This is a genomic window from Pseudomonas sp. NBRC 100443 (assembly GCF_030268185.1).
Lineage (GTDB): Bacteria > Pseudomonadota > Gammaproteobacteria > Pseudomonadales > Pseudomonadaceae > Pseudomonas > Pseudomonas citronellolis.
Genome location: NZ_BSQE01000046.1, coordinates 1 through 17,060, shown reverse-complemented (window position 1 = coordinate 17,060; position 17,060 = coordinate 1). Strand labels below are relative to the sequence as shown.

Below are 17,060 nucleotides of genomic sequence, written 5' to 3'. Positions count from 1 at the left end.
AGCCGCAGGTGGGGCAGGCGCTGCGCTCGTATTCGGCGACCTTCTCGTCGGAGCAGGAATCGTCCGCCGCGACCACCATGGCGTCGACCAGGTCCAGGCCGTGGCTGGCCAGCTTGGTCTTGCCGGCTTCCATCGGGCCGCCGGAGACGAACACCACCGGGATGTTCAGGCGCAGGGCGGCCATCAGCATGCCGGGGGTGATCTTGTCGCAGTTGGAGATGCAGACGATGGCGTCGGCGCAGTGAGCGTTGACCATGTATTCCACGGAGTCGGCGATGATCTCGCGCGACGGCAGGGAATAGAGCATGCCGTCATGGCCCATGGCGATGCCGTCGTCGACGGCTATGGTGTTGAATTCCTTGGCCACGCCCCCGGCCTTCTCGATCTCGCGGGCGACCAGTTGGCCCAGGTCCTTCAGGTGCACGTGGCCGGGCACGAACTGGGTGAAGGAGTTGGCGATGGCGATGATCGGTTTCTTGAAGTCTTCGTCCTTCATCCCGGTGGCGCGCCAGAGGGCGCGGGCGCCGGCCATGTTGCGGCCGTGGGTGGAGGTTTTCGAGCGGTAATCGGGCATGGTGGGTCCTGTTGGCTAATCAGATGATTTCTTGTCTTGTGTTGTTCAATCGTTGAGCACGAGATTCACTAGCAGTACCAAGATCATGGCGATGAGCGGTGGAAGCACTACGCAGATGAAAAGCTCAGGTATCTCGCTGAAAGCCAGGGAGCGCTGCCCCTGGGTGTAGAAGCTGACGATCTCTGCAAGCTTGGAAGAGCAAGCTGCGATGCCGCCGCAGAAGCAGAGCGCCGCCGAGCATTGCCGATAGGCACTTATGGCGAGTCGGACAAGCGCCCATGCCAGGCCAATGCTCAGTGGTACCAGCCCGACCAGGCCGGCGGCCGACTGGGCGAAAAGCCAGCCACCAAGCAGACCGAGTGACAAATAGCTTGCTTCCAGGCGCAGTGGGAGCGCAGGTAACCAAGTCGCCCTGGGCTGGGTAATGCTGTCGTTCAATGGCTCGCTCCATAGGCGGCCACCGCCTTGCGGATTTCCTCGCGGGCGTCGTCCAGGCTGCCCCAGCGCTCCATGCGCACCCATTTGCCGGGTTCGAGGGTCTTGTAGTTCTCGAAGAAGTGCTGGATCTGCTTGAGCAGCAGGTCGCTCAGGTCGCCGCACTGGCGCAGGTTGGCGTACAGGGTGCTGAGCTTGTCGTGGGGCACGGCGATGATCTTGGCGTCCGGCCCGGCTTCGTCGGTCATGTACATCACGCCGAGCGGGCGGCAGCGCAATACCGTACCGGGCGCGACCGGGCAGGGGGCGACGACCAGGATGTCCAGCGGGTCGCCGTCCTCGCTCAGGGTGGATGGAATGAAGCCGTAGTTGGCCGGGTAGAACATCGGCGTGCTGAGGAAGCGGTCGACGAACAGCTGGCCGCTGGCCTTGTCCAGCTCGTACTTGATCGGCGCATGGTTGGCCGGGATTTCGATCACGGCGTAGAGATCGTCCGGGATGCCCAGGCCGGCGGGGAGGTCGGTGAAGCTCATGTCGCGGGTCTCCGTAAACGTCAGGTGGCGGGGGGGTCGCGGTCGGCCTTGCGCTTGCCCACGGTGCCCATTTCCACCGGGGTCTTCACGTAGAACAGGGCGAGGTCCTCGGCCTCCAGGCGTTCGAACAGGCGCTCGCACTCGTCCTCGGTGACGGCCAGGCAGATTTCCACCGGCTGGTCGGCCAGTTCGAAGAAGTGGTAGGAGTGCACCCGCCCGGCGTGGCCGAAGCCTTCGGCGCCGACGACCAGGGTGGCGCCCTTGAGCTTCATGCCCCGGGCCAGGTCGACCATCCAGTCGGTGATCAGCTTGCCGCCGTGGCGGCGGCTCTGTTGGGTGAAGAATGTCACCAGGTAGCCTTTCATGATTGCGCCTCCGTCAGCGTGCGCCCAGCAATGTGTAGGTTAGAACGCCCGCGGCCGTTGCCAGCAGCGAACCTACGACGTGCACCGCGATTTCCCCCAGCGCCCAGGCCACGCGGCCGGTCTGCAGCAGCGAGAAGGTTTCCGCGGAAAAGGTCGAGAAGGTGGTCAGGCCGCCGCAGAAGCCGGTGATCAGCAGCAGGCGCCATTCCGGGCTGAGGCTAGGGTTGGCGGCGAAGAAGGCCACGGCCAGGCCGACGACGTAGCCGCCGATCATGTTGGCGGCCCAGGTGCCCGGCGGAATGGTGGGGAACAGGGCGTTGAGCTGCAGGCCGAGGAACCAGCGCAGCAGGCAGCCGATGGAGCCGCCGAGGACGATCACCAGGATGGATTTCAACATGCCGGCGAGCCCCCATGGAAAGAGGGTACGGGCGATGCGGGGGAGGGGAATGGGTGGGGTGTTGCGGTCACGGTCCGGTCCTTTTGCAAAAGGACAGGACGCACACCTACGCACCCTGTCCAGGGTTCACGTAGGCATCATCAGCACGAAGGCGGTTATGAGGAGGAATGCCATCTCCTACCGTAAAAACTAGCATTTTTACCTCTTCGGGGAAAACCCCCTGGATAGCCGATCGCAGCTGTACAACCCACTCACGCCGTCAAGCTGGACAAAATCCGTTTCTATCTTTCTCCCCAACTGTAACCATAAGCTTATATTTTTTCATTCCTTTAAAATGTAACAGTCGTAACATTAGGATTGCACATCATGACGAACCAGAACTGGCTCCTCCTCACCTACAAGGTTCCTTCTGAGCCCGCCAAGAAGCGCATCGCGCTGTGGCGCAAGCTCAAGGGCATGGGCGCTGTGTACCTGCAGAACGGTGTATGCCTGCTGCCCAAGAACGACGAACACGTGCGCCAGCTGAAGATGCTGGAGCACGAGATCGATGCGATGTCCGGCGACTCTGTGATCCTGGAGACCGTCGCTCTGGATCGGCTGCAGGAGGACAAGGTCGTCGGCCGCTTCAAGGCTGACCGTGATGAGGAATACCGCGAGTTGCTCGACAAGTGCGATGACTTCGAGGCGGAGATCGCCAAGGAGACCGCGGCCTGCCACTTCACCTATGCCGAGCTGGAAGAGAACGATGTCGACCTGAAGAAGCTGCAGAACTGGTTGGAGAAGATCCGCAAGCTGGATTTCTACGGCGCGCCACTGCTGGTGGAAGCGGAGCAGCGCCTGCAGCACTGCGAAACCTTACTGGATACCTACGCCCAGCGCGTGTTCGAGGCGCAGGACGAAAACCGATGACCTGAAAGAGGTGCTCCATGCAGTTGAAAGTGCTGACGTACAACACCCTGTTCGCCGGCCGTGACGGTGCCGATACCCGTCGGGCCGCGGCACAGATTGGCTTGGTGCGGGAGCTGGAACCCGATGTCTTCCTGATGCAGGAGGCCCGTGGATTCGATGCGAATGGGGGGAGCTGGTTGTATGACATGGAGCACCAGCTTCAAATGCGAGGCTTTCTGGCCCTGGCGCCAAGGACGGGGCAGCATCTTGCGATCTTTATTCGGCAGCCTCTGAGGCCGCTCTCGTTCGAGAGCGATCCGTCCAACTTTCATCACAGCGTTGCATCTTTGAGGGTGGCATTGCCCGGGATCAAGCAGAGCCTGCACCTGACGAGTGTCCATTTGTGCCCGAATGGCGTGGATGTCAGGCGTCGCGAGGCTGCCTATCTGGCCGTGCAGGCCACCCCCGGTGAGTACCGGCTCCTTGCAGGAGACTTCAACTCGGCATCTCCGCATGATCCGGAGCCGCGGGGATTCGATCTGCTGGCTGCCCATCACCGTATTCGCTACGCCGGTGATGGGCGTCACGCTGATAGGACGGTACTTGCAACGCTCGAAACGGCTGGTTGGGTCGATGTAGGGCACCTTCTCCAGCCAGCGCCGACACCCACGGTGCCAACGGCGGCATATACCAACGCCGAGTTCGCGCAGATGCGGTGTGACTACGTTCTGGCTACACCAGCCCTCGCCAGTAAGGCCGTTGGCTACCAAGTGATTCGTACGCCTGCCACCGACAGTGCCTCCGATCACTATCCGGTCCTGGCGACATTCGAGATTTGACCATGATTCCGCCGACGTTAGCGCAGCGGCTGGGATTACGTGCTCCTTACCATCGAGATCGCATGATGAGCCAGTATCAAGAACGCCCCTTGGAAAAAAACGACACCTCTCAAAGCAGCACAAGCCGATCGACCTGGCTCAATAGAACTGTCGCGGGGGCGGGGTTGACCAGCGCCCTGGGCGATTTCTGCTACGAGACCACCACCGTGATCCTGCCGGGGTTCCTGGCGGTGCTCGGGGTGCCCGCCGCCGCGCTGGGCACCATCGAGGGCATCGCCGATGCCCTGGCCGCCTACACCAAGATGTTCTCCGGCTACATCGCCGACAAGCTGGGGCATCGCAAGCTACTGGTGGTGATCGGCTACGGGTTGACGCCGGTCGGCCAGGTGCTGCTGGCCCTGGCGCTGGGCTGGCCACTGATCCTCCTCGGGCGGCTGGTGTCCTGGTTCGGCAAGGGGCTGCGCGGGCCATTGCGCGATGTCATCGTGATCCAGGCGGTGACTGCCGAGACCCGCGGCCGGGCCTTCGGCTTCCACCGCGCGATGGATACTGTGGGCGCCGTGGCCGGGCCCCTGCTGGGCGTCGCGCTGCTCGGCTGGGCCCAGCAGCTGCACTGGGACGATGACAGCGGGCCGTTCCGCCTGGTGCTGTGGCTGAGCGTTATTCCCGGCGTCCTTGCCGTGCTGGCGTTCCTGACCCTGGTCAAGGATCCGCAGCACTCAGCGAACCCAGAGCTGAAATTCTTCCAGACCCTCAAGGGCCTGCCTCTGCGCTTCAAGCGCTACCTGGGGGCGGTCGGGCTGTTCGGCGTCGGTGATTTCAGTCACAGCCTGTTGATACTCGCTGCCACGCAATTGCTCAGCGATACCCTGGGCGTGGTCCAGGCGGCACAGGTCGCCGGCCTGCTGTATGTCTGGCGCAACCTGGTCCAGGTTCTGACGTCCTATCCCATCGGTGTGTTGGCGGATCGTTTGGGATCGCTGCCGGTACTTGTCGCAGGGTATGCCCTGGGTAGCTTGACGGCGTTGCTGGCAGCACTGGCCTTCTGGCTGCGGCTGGACAGCGTGCCATTGCTGGCGCTGCTCTTCACCGTCGCGGGCCTGTACGTGTCGGTGCAGGAGGCCCTGGAGTCCACCGTGACCGCCGATATGGTGGAGCCGGAGACTCTGGCCCTGAGCTACGGTGCGCTCGGCACGGTGAACGGTACGGCGAAGTTCGTTTCGAGCGCTACTGTCGGTTTGCTCTGGACCTCCGTTTCGCCCGTACTCGCTTTTCTGCTGGCGGCGGTACTGATGGTCGCCGGTACCGGAGCGTTGGCACGGATGTCCGGTACTGCCGGACGTTGAGGGGGCTTGCTACGGTGGTGCTGGTGACGAGTAGCGGTCGTCGCCCGGGGCCAGATTCCCGATCCGCTGGCCGACGTACCAGAGGATTGGAACAGCCGCCAACTGGCTGAGTACGCAGAACGCCACGGTCGCCGCCAGCGAGTGATCGTAGAGGATGCCGATGAGACTGCTGCCGGCGAACCACGCGATGCCGTAGCCGGCGGTGAACAGGCCGAAGGCCGAGGCACGGCGGGTGCTGGGCACCATGGGGGCGACGGCGGCGGGGATGATGGATTCGTGCACGCCCATGCCCATACCCCAGATCGCCGCTCCCCAGAGCGCGCACCAGAAGCCGCCGAGCAGCGTCAGCGGGGCGAAGGCGCTGCTCGCCAGTGTCAGGCCGACCAGCACCTTGAAGCCGTAACGGTCGAACAGGCGGCCGAACAGCAGGGAACCACAGCCGCTCACGCCCATCGCCACCGCGTAGAAGATTGCTATCCACTGCGTGGGCACGCTGTGGGTGCGGCTGAAATGGTAGGCCATCAGCGGGTAGTCGGCGAAACCGGCCGCCACCAGCAGGGCGGCGCAGAAGTACAACCAGTAGGTGTGTGGCAGGCCGTTGTGTTGCTCCGGGTTGCCTGGTTCGTTCTCCATGTCCTGGGGGCGCGGGTAGAGCCAGCGCGTCAGCAGCACCAGGCCGATGTTGAGCGCGGCCGGCACCAGCAGCAAGGCGAAGGCGCTGCGGTAGTCCCCCTGGCGGGCGAGTACCGCCGCCACCAGCAGGGGGCCGAGCATGGCGCCGAACTGGTCGAGAGCTTCGTGGATACCGAACGTCCAGCCGTAGCCTCCGACCTGTCTGGCGGCCTGGGCCAGCATCACGTCGCGTGGTGGGTTGCGCACTGCCTTGCCGACCCGTTCCAGCACGATCAGTGCGGCGGCGCTGGGCCAGTCGTGAGTCAGGGCCAGTGCTGGGACGGCACTCATCTGCAGCAGGTAGCCGGCGATGCTGATGGGCCAGAACTGCCCGGTGCTGTCAGCGAGCCGGCCCGACACCAGCCTCAGCCCATAGCCGAGCAACTCGCCGAGACCGGTGACCACGCCGACCACGGTGGCCGTCGCTCCCAGTGTCGCCAGGTACGGCCCGATGCTGCTACGCGCGCCTTCGTAGGTGAAGTCGGCGAAGAAGCTCAGCACGCCCATCAGCAGTATGAAGCGCAGGGCGGCGCGCTGCGCTCCGCCGGACGGTCGTGCGACCGTACCGGCTCCGCCCTCAGGCCGGTTCGCCGAAGACCTGCGCATACAGGTCGGTGCCGAAGGCGGTGGCCAGCGGCTCGCCCTCGACGATGCGGAAGGTCCGCCCGCCGTCGTCCCGGCGTTCGGCGCGCAGGAACAGGCTGCCTTCGGGCGGCTCGCGGTAGAGGCTTTCGGCGAAGTCGTGGAGGTGGGTGACGAAGAAGGTCTTCACCCCGGCCTCGGCCAGGGCGCGCACGACCTGGCGGGCGATTTCCGAGCCCTCGCGCTCGTTGGTGGCGGCGAAGGATTCGTTGCACAGCAGGATGGAGCGCGGGCTCAGGTGGTCGACGATTTCGCTCATGCGCGCCAGTTCCTCGTCCAGCTTGCCGCGCCTCATGCTGGCGTCTTCCTCGCGCTTGTAGTGGGTGTACAGGCCGTCGCAGAGGTTGGCGCGCAGGCGCCGGGCCGGGACGAACAGGCCGCACTGCAGCATCAGCTGGGCCAGGCCGATGCTGCGCAGGAAGGTGGACTTGCCGCCCTGGTTGGCGCCGGTGATGACGAACAGCCGGCGGCCGTCGCCGGCCAGGTCGTTGCCCACCACCTGGCGCCGCATGTTCAGCGCCAGGCAGATGTCGTAGAGGCCTTCGAAGGCCTGCTGGCACTGCCCGGCGGGGCCGACCTCGGGGAAGCCGATTGCGCAGCGCAGCTCGCTCAGGCGCTCGCGCAGGTTCAGGCAGCCGATGTAGAACGCCAGCTCCGTGCGCAGCATCTCGAAGAAGCTGGTGATGTGCTCGGCGGCCTGGGCGAGGGCGTTGGCGACCTCGTTGGCGCCCCTGTCCTGCAGCTCCGCCAGCGCCGTGGCGCCGGTTTCGTCGCGCTCGGCGATCTCGTAGACATAGCTCTCCGGTTTCTTCTGCACCAGGCGCTGCAGCCAGTTGCCCCGGGGCTTGGGGTAGCGCCGCAGGCAGTAGTCCAGGCCGCGGTTCAGCGGGCCCAGGCGGGCGCTGACGAGGAAGCCCTTGCGCAGCTTGAGCTGCTCGAAATGCGCATTGAGTTCGGCGAAATACTGGTCGCTGATTTCCTCGCGGATCAGCCCGAACAGCTTGCCGAAGCCGTCCGAGGCGAAGCGCCCGGCCTGCTCGTCGGCCATCCGCCGCAGGCGCCGGAGCAGGTCGATCTGCAGGTGCAGCAGCTTCAGCGAGCGGTGCATGATGCTGCTGGGGTACTTGGTCATGAAGCTCAGGTAGACGTTTTTCTCCAGCCCCAGCACATCCAGCGCGAGCTGGTACAGGTCGCGCACCAGCGCCTGGTTGGCCAGGCAGTCGCGCAGCACCGCCTGGCGATGGCCGACCACTTCCGGGGTGCTGTCGAAGGCGGTCAGCAGGGCGCAGCGGGCGACCTGGCGGAGGAACTTGTCGTCGCCGGCCATGGCGTCGAACAGGCTGTCCAGGGCCAGGTCCTGGACCAGGTCGTCGGCGTGCAGCGGCGGCTGCCTGTCCAGGTCGAAGTCGGCCTGCGGGTACATGAGGTGGGCTTTCATGGCCGGATGCGCTCCTTCACGCTGGCGTAGGTGAGGCGGTGCTTGCGGGCGATGGAGAGGGCGTAGGACAGCCGGTCCGGCGGCTTGCGCAGGACCTTGAAGGTGCGCCGGGACGGGTCGTCCGGGTCGACGCAGCTCATCATGCTGACGATGGTCTCGCCCATCTGCGTCAGCTCGTAGATGAAGGTGACGCACACGCAGAGGGCGTCCAGTTCGATGATCCGCCCGAGGATCTTCTGGCCGAGGAAGGCGGCGTCGGCGGCGGTGGTCGAGGAGAAGATTTCGTTGATCAGCACCAGGCTGCGCTCGCTGGCGCCTTCGAGTATGCCGCGGGCGCGGAGCAGGTCGTCCTGCAGCTTGCCGCGCAGGTCGCCGGGGCGCTCCTGTTTCTCGAACAGGGTGAACAGGCGGTCGAAGAGGAACAGCTCGGCGGACCCGGCCGGCACCCGGCAGCCGATGCAGGCCAGGTAGTGCAGTTGGCCGAACAGGCGGGCGAAGGTGGTCTTGCCGCCCTGGTTGGGGCCGGAGACCACCAGGATGCGCTCGCGCCCGGCAAGCTCGAAGTCGTTGCACACCACCTCCAGCTTGTTGCTGTTGCGCACCAGGCGGCTGGCCAGGGCGAGGTCGAAGGCGTTGCGGGCGAACACGGCCTTGCTGTCGGTGCGCACGCCGGGGAAGCAGAAGCTCATGCCGGCGTCCACCAGCGGCTGGATGTAGGCCAGGTACGCCAGGTAGAACTGCACCTCGCGGTCGAAGGCCTGCACGGTGTCGTCGAGGAAGCCGGCATGCTTGTCGCAGAATTCCGCCTGCTCGGCGAAGACCTCCGGGTAGAGCTGCGCCACCATGTCCAGCACCGCCGCCTCGACGTGGTTCATGCCCGGCCATTCGTTGAACTTAGCGTGGTAGTCGCGCACGTCGCCCTGGCGGAACTTGGCGAAGGTCCTGCCGATGGCCGTGCTGATGTCCTCGGTCGGCTCGTAGCGCTGGACGCGGACCTGGTTGCCGCTGATCAGCATCGAGTAGGTGACGGCGCCGAGCCCGTCGAGCAGGTGCCGGGTGTTGCCGGCCAGGCCGACGAAGCGTTCCGAGGCCAGGTAGCGCCCCAGGTACGCCAGCAAGCCGCGCAGGCCGCGCGACTCGAAGGGGCGAGCGGCCAGGGCCTGGGCCAGTTGGTTGAGCGTGGCGCAATAGACGCGCACCGCCTCGACGAAGCTGCGCTGTTGCTGGCGCGGGTAGTAGAGCTTCTCTTCCGGCACCAGGTGCCGGCGCACGGCGCGCATGCCGGCGGCGAAGGCCTGGAGGTCGGCGAGCAGGCCGGGGTCGAGCAGCTCGTGCATCACCTCCTGGCGGTAGACGATGGCGTCGAGGTCGTCCAGGTGGGTGTAGAAGAACGGCTCCAGGTCGTACTCGTGGCGGTCGGCGGTGATGGCGTCGACCACCTGGTCGAGGTTCAGGTCCTTGAAGCAGGGCGGCGGCGCGCTGGCCAGGGGAGGGCGCCGGGCGCCGGGGAAGAGGATGCTGTGGAAGTCGCCGGCTTGTGTGTCCGCGACGTGCGGATCGAGCGCGGCGGTGCCGGAAAGCGGCTGCATGGCTGATGACATGATCCATTCCTCCGGGGGCGGATGTCGTCCGGGGTCATGCAGGCATCATCAGCACGGGGCGGTTGAAGGAGGAATGCCATCTCCTGGGTTTCAACCCTAGCAGAATCCCGTTGCGTCCGCCGGTGCTTGACGACAGACTTCATCCCTGATTTATTGAAACCGGTTTCATAGCCCTTCCCGCAGAAGCGCATACAAAAGGATCGAAAGGGTGAACGACATGCTGCCGCCTGCCCGCGGGCGGGTTACCATCAGCGAGGTGGCCCGTGCTGCCGGCGTTTCCAAGGCCACGGTCTCGCGCTACATCGGCGGCGACCGGCAACTGCTCGCCGACGCCACCGCCCAGCGCATCGAGGCGGTGATCGAGCAGCTCGGCTACCGCCCCAACCGCATGGCCAGCGGCCTCAAGCGCGGCCGCACGCGGCTGGTCGGTATGCTCCTGGCAGACATCCGCAACCCTTACTCCATCGCCGTGATGCACGGCGTGGAGACCGCCTGCCGCCAGCACGGCTACAGCCTGGTGGTGTGCAACACCGACCGCGACGACGAGCAGGAGCGCCTGCACCTGGAAGCGCTGCAGTCGTACAACGTCGAAGGCCTGATCGTGAACACCCTCGGCCACCATGCCGGCGAGCTGGCCAGCCTGGCCCGCGAGCTGCCCATGGTGCTGGTGGACCGCCAGTTGGAAGAGCTGCGCTCCGACCTGGTGGGGCTGGACAACGCCGATGCCGTGGAGCAGGCCCTGGACCACCTGCAGGCCCGCGGCTACCGCGACATCCTGGCGGTCAGCGAGCCGCTGGACGGCACCAGCTCGCGGCAGGAGCGGGTGGCCGCTTTCCAGGCCTCCATCGCCCGCCGGCCCGGCCTGCGCGGCCAGGTGCTGGAAACCGGCGGCGACCTGCGCGGGCAGCTGGCCGCCTTCCTCGCCGGCGCCGGGCACGGCCCGCAGGCGCTGTTCACCTGCAATGGCGTGGCCACCCTGTGCGCCACCCGCACCCTGCACGAGATGGGCGTGCGCCTGTTCGACGAGGTCGGCCTGCTGGCCCTCGACGAACTGGACTGGTACCCCCTGGTCGGCGGCGGCATCACCGCCCTGGCCCAACCCACCGAACGCATCGGCCAGGCGGCCTTCCAGTGCCTGCTGGAACGCCTGCAGGGCGCCACGCTGCCGGCGCGGCGCCTGGACCTGCGCGCCGAACTCATCGTCAGAGGCTCCACCCCAGCACGCGGCTGAAACCGGGGCGGCCCGGCGCCGCTCTAGTTTTCAGCTAGAAATGAAACCGGTTTCATCCGGCTGAACGAGAAGGACAAGAACAATGCACGCGAACCCCGTATCCATCAGCCTGTCCAGTTTCGGCGCCGATGCCGTGCGCCAGCGGGGCCAGGCCGCCTACCTGGCGCTGCTGGCCGAGGCCGGCGCGAGCCGCGTCGAATGGCGCGAAGAGCTCTTCGACGCGCTGCCCGACGCCGCCACCCTGGCCGCGGCCAGCGCCGCCCAGGGGCTGGAAAGCCTGTACTCGGCGCCGCTGGAGCTGTGGCGCGCCGACGCCAGCCTGGAGCCGGCGGTGGCCGAACGCCTGCGCCTGGCAGGGGAGGCCGGCGCCGTGGCGCTGAAGGTTTCCCTCGGCCACTACCGCGACGAGTGCGACCTGGAGGCCCTGCGCCCCTTGCTGGCGCAGGGGCCGGCGCTGCTGGTGGAGAACGACCAGACCGCCCAGGGTGGCCGCGTCGAGCCGCTGCTGCGCTGCTTTCGCCGCGCCGCCGAGCTGGGCCTGCCGCTGGCCATGACCTTCGACATCGGCAACTGGCACTGGCAGGGCGAGTCGCCGCAGCAGGCCGCGCGCCTGCTCGGGCCCTGGGTGCGCTACGTGCATTGCAAGGCGGTGCGCCGCCGCGAGGACGGGCGCCTGGTGGCCATACCACCGCAGCCCGCCGACCTCGACGAGTGGGAGGCGCTGCTGGCTCGCTTCGCCCCCGGCGTGCCGCGCGCCATCGAATACCCGCTGGCCGGCGACGACCTGGCCAGCCTGATCCGCGAGCAGGTCGCGCAACTGGCGCAGTTGGGCCGCGCCGCGGAGGTGCGCCATGGCTGAACACGACGTGCTCTGCTTCGGCGAGACCATGGCCATGTTCGTCGCCGAGCAGTGCGGCGACCTGGCCGAGGTGGATGGCTTCGGCAAGCGCATCGCCGGCGCCGACAGCAACGTGGCCATCGGCCTTGCGCGCCTGGGCCTGCGGGTGAACTGGCTGAGCCGGGTGGGCGACGACAGCCTGGGCCGCTTCGTGCTGGCCAGCCTGCGCCGCGAGGGCCTGGACTGCGACGGCGTGGAGGTGGACGCGCAGCACCCCACCGGCTTCCAGCTCAAGGCCCGCTGCGACGACGGCAGCGACCCGCGGGTGGAATACTTCCGCCGCAATTCGGCGGCCAGCCGCATGTCGCCGGCGCTGCTGCGTCCGGGTCTGCTGCGCGCCCGCCACCTGCACGCCACGGGCATAGTGCCGGCGCTTTCGGCGAGCTGCCGCGAGCTGTCCCATCAACTGCTGGACGCCATGCGCGCCGCCGGCCGCAGCGTGTCCTTCGACCCCAACCTGCGCCCCTCGCTGTGGCCGGACCGCGCCACCATGGTGCGCGAGATCAACGCCCTGGCGTCCAAGGCCCACTGGGTGCTGCCGGGGCTGGAGGAGGGCCGCCTGCTGACCGGCCGCCAGTCGCCCGAAGCCATCGCCGGCTTCTACCTTGAACGGGGCGTGGAATGCGTGGCCATCAAGCTCGGTGCCGAGGGCGCCTACTTCCGCGATGCCGACGGCCGCGAAGGCGTGGTGCCGGCGCAGCCGGTGGCGCGGGTGGTGGACACCGTGGGCGCCGGCGACGCCTTCGCCGTGGGCGTGATCAGCGCCCTGCTGGAAGGCTGCGACCTGCGCCATGCGGTGGCCCGCGGCAACTGGTGCGGCAGCCGCGCGGTGCAGTCGCGCGGCGACATGGAAGGCCTGCCCCTGCGCCACGAACTCGAAGCCCACGACGCCCGCCTGCGCGCCTGAACCCCGAAACCGCCGGCCCGGCCGGCACCTGTTGCGACAAGAACAACAAGCTCAGGAGAAATGCCATGCAGATCGACCGACTCGCCCCACGCCGCTGGTGGCACATCATGCCCATCGTCTTCGTCACCTACAGCCTGGCCTACCTGGACCGCGCCAACTACGGCTTCGCCGCCGCCTCCGGCATGGCCGGGGACCTGAACATCACCCCGGCGATGTCGTCGCTGCTGGGCGCGCTGTTCTTCCTGGGCTACTTCTTCTTCCAGGTGCCCGGCGCCATCTACGCCGAGAAGCGCAGCGTGAAGAAGCTGATCTTCGCCAGCCTGATCCTCTGGGGCGGCCTGGCCACGCTCACCGGCATGGTCCGCGACGTCTACCTGCTGGTGGGCATCCGCTTCCTGCTGGGCGTGGTGGAGGCGGCGGTGATGCCGGCCATGCTGATCTACCTCTGCCACTGGTTCACCCGCGCCGAGCGCTCGCGGGCCAACACCTTCCTGATCCTCGGCAACCCGGTGACCATCCTCTGGATGTCGGTGCTCTCCGGCTACCTGGTGAGCCAGTTCGACTGGCGCTGGATGTTCATCATCGAGGGCCTGCCGGCGGTGCTCTGGGCCTTCATCTGGTGGCGCCTGGTGGATGACCGCCCGGCCCAGGCCAAGTGGCTGGACGAGGCCGAGAAGGCCGCGCTGCAGCGCGCCCTGGCCGCCGAGCAGCAGGGCATCAAGCCGGTGAAGAACTACCGCGAGGCGTTCCGCTCGCCGAAGGTGATCATCCTCTGCCTGCAGTACTTCTGCTGGAGCATCGGCGTGTACGGCTTCGTGCTCTGGCTGCCGTCGATCCTCAAGCAGGCCTCGGGCCTGGACATCGTCAGCGCCGGCTGGCTGTCGGCGCTGCCGTACCTGGTGGCGGTGCTGGCGATGCTCGGGGTGTCCTGGGCTTCGGACCGCCTGCAGAAGCGCAAGCGCTTCGTCTGGCCGCCGCTGCTGGTCGCGGCCCTGGCCTTCTACGGCTCCTACGCCCTGGGCAGCCAGCACTTCTGGGCTTCCTACGCGCTGCTGGTGATCGCCGGCGCCTGCATGTACGCGCCCTACGGGCCGTTCTTCGCCATCGTCCCGGAAGTGCTGCCGAGCAACGTCGCCGGCGGCGCCATGGCGCTGATCAACAGCATGGGCGCGCTGGGCTCGTTCTCCGGCTCCTGGCTGGTGGGCTACCTCAACGGCGCCACCGGCGGGCCCGGCGCCTCCTACCTGTTCATGTGCGGCGCGCTGCTGGCGGCCGTCGCCCTGACCGCCATCCTCAACCCCTCGCAGAAAGCCGAGCGCCTTCGTCCGGCGCTGGGCCACTAGGAAGATTCGACCATGAAGAAACGCATCGTCCTCTACAAGCGCCTGTCCGACGCGCTGATGCAGCGCCTGCAGGCCCACGCCGAGGTGACCCTGATCGAGGACCCGGCCGCCGACGGCCTGGCCCGTCTGCGCGCGGCGCTGCCCGGCGCCCAGGGCCTGCTGGGCGCCAGCCTGCGCCTGGACACCGCGCTGCTGGACCTGGCGCCGCAGTTGGAGGTGGTCTCCAGCGTCTCGGTGGGCGTGGACAACTACGACATCGCCGAGCTGGAGCGCCGCGGCGTGCTGCTCACCAACACCCCCGACGTGCTCACCGAGACCACCGCCGACACCGGCTTCGCTCTGCTGCTGGCCAGCGCCCGGCGGGTGGCCGAGCTGGACCGCTGGATCCGCGCCGGGCACTGGCAGGCCGGCATCGGCCCGGCGCAGTTCGGCTGCGACGTGCACGGCAAGAGCCTCGGCATCGTCGGCATGGGCCGCATCGGCGAGGCCCTGGCGCGCCGCGCCCAGGCCGGATTCGGCATGCGGGTGCTGTACAGCGCGCGGCGGCCGCGGCCGGAGGTGGAGGCCCGCTACGGCGCGCGCCACCTGTCGCTGGATGCGCTGCTGGGCGAGGCCGACTTCGTCTGCCTGTGCGTGCCGCTGAGTGCCGAGACGCAAGGGCTGATCGGCGAACGCGAACTGGCGCTGATGAAACCCTCTGCCATCCTGGTGAACATCTCCCGCGGCCGCGTAGTGGACGAAGAGGCACTGCTGCGGGCCTTGCGCGAGCGGCGCATCCGCGGCGCCGGCCTGGACGTGTTCGTGCGCGAGCCGCTGCCGGCGGATTCGCCGCTGCTGCAGCTGGACAACCTGGTGGCGACGCCGCACATCGGCTCGGCCACCGAGGAAACCCGCGAGGCCATGGCCCGCTGCGCGGTGGACAACCTGCTGGCGGCACTGGCCGGCGAGCGCCCGACGAACCTGGTCAACCCCGGCGCCTGGGCGCGTCGATCCGGTTGAACCGCCGCCTTTTCACCCGGTCCGACCCGTGACCGACCCTCTGCCTGCAAGGACACGCCCATCATGATCAAACCCGCCGCCCTGACCCTGCTGCTGTGCGCCGGCACCGGCCTGTTCGCCGGGCCGGCCAGCGCCGCCCAGCAATACGACCTGCTGGTCGGCACCTACACCGGCGCCGGCAGCCAGGGCATCTATCGTTACCGTTTCGACAGCGCCAGCGGCCACATCCAGGCCAAGGCGCTGCAGGTGGTGCCCAGCGAAAACCCCTCCTGGCTGACGCTCAATGCCGACCAGACGCGCCTCTACGCCGTCAACGAGAACGGCCCCGGCGCGAGCGACCCGCTCGGCAAGGTCAGCGCCTTCGCCATCGACCCGGCCAGCCACCAGCTGAGCCTGCTGAACCAGGTGCAAAGCCGTGGTGACGAGCCCACCTACTCCAGCCTGGCGGCCGGGGGAGGGCACCTGTTCGTGGCCAACTACGCGGTGCACCCGGACCCCGGCGGCAACCTGGCAGTGCTCGGCATCGACGAGCAGGGCCAACTGACCGGCGTGGTGCAGCAGGAGCGCCACGGCGCCTCCCGCGTCAACCCCGAACGACAGGCCAGCAGCCACGTGCACTCGGTGGTCTCCGGGGTGGACGGGCGCTACGTCTACGTGCAGGACCTGGGCGCGGACAAGGTCTTCGTCTACCGCTACGAGGCGGCCAACCGCGAGCACCCGCTGAGCCCGGCGCAACCGGCAGCGGTGGACCTGCCGCCGGGCAGCGGCCCGCGCCACCTGCTGTTCAGCCGCGACGGCCGCTACGCCTACCTGACCCTGGAGATGGCCGGGCAGATTGCCGTGTTCGAGGTGCACGACGGCCAGCTGAAGCGCACGCAATTGGTGGACATGGCTGCTGGCCAGGACGCTGCGCACAAGGCTGCCGCTGCCGTGCACCTGTCGCCGGACGGGCGCTTCCTCTACGCCAGCAACCGCGGCAAGGCCAGCGAGTTGCTGGTGTATGCGGTGGATCCGGCCAGTGGCCAGTTGAAGGAATTGCAGCGGCGCTCGGTGGAGGGCATCGAGCCGCGCGAGTTCAGCCTCGATCCCAGTGGGCGCTTCCTGCTGGTGGCGAATCAGAAGAGCAACCAGGTCGTGGTCATGCGCCGCGATCCGGACAGCGGCAAGTTGGGGGAGACGGTGCAGAGGTTCGCCATCGACTCGCCTTCCGATTTGAAATTCCTGCGGTGAGGTTGGCGTGATGAAGAGCACCCTCTCCCCAGCCCTCTCCCGCAAGCGGGAGAGGGGGCTGTCCTGAGCCGCTAGGGAGTTCTGAGTCATCCTGATACTCCTCAGTCGGAAATCACCGAGGCTGCCGGCTAACGCCATGACATCAAGCCCTGCCCAACGGTCCCCTCTCCCTTCAGGGAGAGGGTTAGGGAGAGGGGGCGGAGTTGAACCAGTGCGCAGATGTCACCGGGCGGTTCGCGAGCAAGCTCGCTCCTACGAAGAGCAAAAGCGCGTTTGCTCTTGGACTTCCAGAGAAACACCCGAGCGCACCGAAACGCCCCTTCAGAAGGCCGAACGAAACCCGCGCTCAGGAGGTCATGCGACATGGATGTCGCGAGAGCCCCGTGGGCTACAGGGACGTACCCTCGGGGCGGGCCTCCGTGGCGGGGGAATTCGTGAGGGTAGCCCGGCTCCATCGGGCCCGTATGTCGGGGCAAGCCTTTTTGGTTCCTTTTGTGGCGTTTGACAAAAGGGACTCGCCCGAGGGGGCGAAACAAGAAACATCCGAGCACTCGGAGCGGCGCGCTACACCGAGCCCAACGCAAAAGTCTCTGGGTTCCCGCGTTCGCGCACTACTGTCCGGAATATTTTCAAGGGGGCGTCTGGAGGGCTTGCGGGGGCTGAAGGCACGGGTTAAACCGTTGAGCGCCAACTCAACCTCACAGCCCCCGCAAGATGTTCAG

17 protein-coding genes and 2 riboswitches are annotated in these 17,060 nt (G+C 67.2%); of the genes, 9 read left to right on the top strand and 8 right to left on the bottom strand.

Features of this window, described 5'->3' with window-relative positions; genetic code table 11:
- From QSJ95_RS32320 to crcB, 5 genes are all read right to left on the bottom strand, one after another.
- Positions 1-574: dihydroxy-acid dehydratase domain-containing protein (locus QSJ95_RS32320; protein WP_285647329.1), on the bottom strand; the 574-nt coding region annotated here is incomplete at its 3' end.
- Between the two features lie 45 nt (positions 575-619).
- Positions 620-1,012: a hypothetical protein gene (locus QSJ95_RS32315; RefSeq protein WP_058489989.1), complete on the bottom strand. Its 393-nt coding sequence runs from the start codon at positions 1,010-1,012 to the stop codon at positions 620-622.
- Positions 1,009-1,542, bottom strand: coding sequence for an inorganic diphosphatase (gene ppa, locus QSJ95_RS32310; protein ID WP_058489988.1), 534 nt, complete (start codon positions 1,540-1,542; stop codon positions 1,009-1,011). Before ppa ends, QSJ95_RS32315 begins: the two co-directional genes overlap by 4 nt.
- 20 nt (positions 1,543-1,562) lie before the next feature.
- Positions 1,563-1,907 carry a DUF190 domain-containing protein gene (locus tag QSJ95_RS32305; RefSeq protein WP_285647823.1) on the bottom strand — a complete coding sequence of 115 codons (345 nt, stop codon included), beginning with the start codon at positions 1,905-1,907 and terminating at the stop codon, positions 1,563-1,565.
- 13 nt (positions 1,908-1,920) lie between these two features.
- On the bottom strand, positions 1,921-2,304 hold the full coding sequence (gene crcB / locus QSJ95_RS32300; RefSeq protein ID WP_009622628.1) for a fluoride efflux transporter CrcB: 384 nt from the start codon (positions 2,302-2,304) through the stop codon (positions 1,921-1,923).
- Positions 2,305-2,428: 124 nt separating this feature from the next.
- Positions 2,429-2,491: riboswitch (Fluoride riboswitch) on the bottom strand.
- 179 nt (positions 2,492-2,670) lie between these two features.
- Here crcB and QSJ95_RS32295 point away from each other — a divergent pair.
- The 3 genes from QSJ95_RS32295 (at position 2,671) to QSJ95_RS32285 (ending at position 5,377) form a co-directional block, all read left to right on the top strand.
- On the top strand, positions 2,671-3,213 hold the full coding sequence (locus QSJ95_RS32295) for a Chromate resistance protein ChrB (protein ID WP_058489986.1): 543 nt from the start codon (positions 2,671-2,673) through the stop codon (positions 3,211-3,213).
- Positions 3,214-3,230: 17 nt separating this feature from the next.
- The gene (locus tag QSJ95_RS32290) at positions 3,231-4,031 is read left to right on the top strand and encodes an endonuclease/exonuclease/phosphatase family protein (RefSeq protein WP_058489985.1); all 801 of its coding nucleotides are present in this window, start codon (positions 3,231-3,233) and stop codon (positions 4,029-4,031) included.
- Positions 4,032-4,093: 62 nt separating this feature from the next.
- The gene (locus QSJ95_RS32285; protein ID WP_285647821.1) at positions 4,094-5,377 is read left to right on the top strand and encodes an MFS transporter; all 1,284 of its coding nucleotides are present in this window, start codon (positions 4,094-4,096) and stop codon (positions 5,375-5,377) included.
- A gap of 9 nt (positions 5,378-5,386) precedes the next feature.
- Here QSJ95_RS32285 and QSJ95_RS32280 read toward each other — a convergent pair whose 3' ends face one another.
- From QSJ95_RS32280 to QSJ95_RS32270, 3 genes are all read right to left on the bottom strand, one after another.
- Complete coding sequence (locus tag QSJ95_RS32280) at positions 5,387-6,556, bottom strand: MFS transporter (protein WP_058489984.1); 1,170 nt, start codon at positions 6,554-6,556, stop codon at positions 5,387-5,389.
- A 70-nt stretch (positions 6,557-6,626) separates the two neighbouring features.
- Entirely contained in the window at positions 6,627-8,129 is a 1,503-nt protein-coding gene (locus QSJ95_RS32275; protein WP_285647820.1) for a MutS-related protein, read from the bottom strand.
- The gene (locus tag QSJ95_RS32270) at positions 8,126-9,730 is read right to left on the bottom strand and encodes a MutS-related protein (protein ID WP_285647818.1); all 1,605 of its coding nucleotides are present in this window, start codon (positions 9,728-9,730) and stop codon (positions 8,126-8,128) included. The genes QSJ95_RS32275 and QSJ95_RS32270 overlap by 4 nt, the downstream gene beginning before the upstream one ends.
- 32 nt (positions 9,731-9,762) lie before the next feature.
- Positions 9,763-9,823: riboswitch (Fluoride riboswitch) on the bottom strand.
- A 124-nt stretch (positions 9,824-9,947) separates the two neighbouring features.
- On the opposite strand from QSJ95_RS32270, the gene QSJ95_RS32265 reads away from it, so the two are divergent.
- The 6 genes from QSJ95_RS32265 to QSJ95_RS32240 all read left to right on the top strand — a co-directional run bounded on the left by QSJ95_RS32265 (position 9,948) and on the right by QSJ95_RS32240 (position 16,338).
- Positions 9,948-10,961, top strand: coding sequence for a LacI family DNA-binding transcriptional regulator (locus QSJ95_RS32265; protein ID WP_009622620.1), 1,014 nt, complete (start codon positions 9,948-9,950; stop codon positions 10,959-10,961).
- A gap of 82 nt (positions 10,962-11,043) precedes the next feature.
- Positions 11,044-11,820, top strand: a complete 777-nt coding sequence (locus tag QSJ95_RS32260; protein ID WP_285647816.1) for an IolE/MocC family protein — start codon at positions 11,044-11,046, stop codon at positions 11,818-11,820.
- Positions 11,813-12,766, top strand: coding sequence for a sugar kinase (locus QSJ95_RS32255; protein WP_285647814.1), 954 nt, complete (start codon positions 11,813-11,815; stop codon positions 12,764-12,766). Before QSJ95_RS32260 ends, QSJ95_RS32255 begins: the two co-directional genes overlap by 8 nt.
- A gap of 65 nt (positions 12,767-12,831) precedes the next feature.
- Entirely contained in the window at positions 12,832-14,109 is a 1,278-nt protein-coding gene (locus tag QSJ95_RS32250; protein WP_285647813.1) for an MFS transporter, read from the top strand.
- Between the two features lie 12 nt (positions 14,110-14,121).
- Positions 14,122-15,108: a 2-hydroxyacid dehydrogenase gene (locus QSJ95_RS32245; RefSeq protein WP_285647811.1), complete on the top strand. Its 987-nt coding sequence runs from the start codon at positions 14,122-14,124 to the stop codon at positions 15,106-15,108.
- A gap of 63 nt (positions 15,109-15,171) precedes the next feature.
- On the top strand, positions 15,172-16,338 hold the full coding sequence (locus QSJ95_RS32240) for a lactonase family protein (protein WP_285647809.1): 1,167 nt from the start codon (positions 15,172-15,174) through the stop codon (positions 16,336-16,338).
- Positions 16,339-17,060 lie beyond the last annotated feature (722 nt).

Excerpts from the sequence above, each read along its gene's own strand:
- QSJ95_RS32250 (WP_285647813.1), top strand. The coding sequence starts at position 12,832 with ATGCAGATCGACCGACTCGCCCCACGCCGCTGGTGGCACATCATGCCC.
- QSJ95_RS32295 (WP_058489986.1), top strand. The coding sequence starts at position 2,671 with ATGACGAACCAGAACTGGCTCCTCCTCACCTACAAGGTTCCTTCTGAG.
- QSJ95_RS32285 (WP_285647821.1), top strand. The coding sequence starts at position 4,094 with ATGATGAGCCAGTATCAAGAACGCCCCTTGGAAAAAAACGACACCTCT.
- QSJ95_RS32260 (WP_285647816.1), top strand. The coding sequence starts at position 11,044 with ATGCACGCGAACCCCGTATCCATCAGCCTGTCCAGTTTCGGCGCCGAT.
- QSJ95_RS32280 (WP_058489984.1), bottom strand. The coding sequence starts at position 6,556 with ATGGGCGTGCTGAGCTTCTTCGCCGACTTCACCTACGAAGGCGCGCGT.
- QSJ95_RS32240 (WP_285647809.1), top strand. The coding sequence starts at position 15,172 with ATGATCAAACCCGCCGCCCTGACCCTGCTGCTGTGCGCCGGCACCGGC.
- QSJ95_RS32290 (WP_058489985.1), top strand. The coding sequence starts at position 3,231 with ATGCAGTTGAAAGTGCTGACGTACAACACCCTGTTCGCCGGCCGTGAC.
- QSJ95_RS32275 (WP_285647820.1), bottom strand. The coding sequence starts at position 8,129 with ATGAAAGCCCACCTCATGTACCCGCAGGCCGACTTCGACCTGGACAGG.
- ppa (WP_058489988.1), bottom strand. The coding sequence starts at position 1,542 with ATGAGCTTCACCGACCTCCCCGCCGGCCTGGGCATCCCGGACGATCTC.
- crcB (WP_009622628.1), bottom strand. The coding sequence starts at position 2,304 with ATGTTGAAATCCATCCTGGTGATCGTCCTCGGCGGCTCCATCGGCTGC.
- QSJ95_RS32270 (WP_285647818.1), bottom strand. The coding sequence starts at position 9,730 with ATGTCATCAGCCATGCAGCCGCTTTCCGGCACCGCCGCGCTCGATCCG.
- QSJ95_RS32265 (WP_009622620.1), top strand. The coding sequence starts at position 9,948 with ATGCTGCCGCCTGCCCGCGGGCGGGTTACCATCAGCGAGGTGGCCCGT.
- QSJ95_RS32305 (WP_285647823.1), bottom strand. The coding sequence starts at position 1,907 with ATGAAAGGCTACCTGGTGACATTCTTCACCCAACAGAGCCGCCGCCAC.
- QSJ95_RS32255 (WP_285647814.1), top strand. The coding sequence starts at position 11,813 with ATGGCTGAACACGACGTGCTCTGCTTCGGCGAGACCATGGCCATGTTC.
- QSJ95_RS32245 (WP_285647811.1), top strand. The coding sequence starts at position 14,122 with ATGAAGAAACGCATCGTCCTCTACAAGCGCCTGTCCGACGCGCTGATG.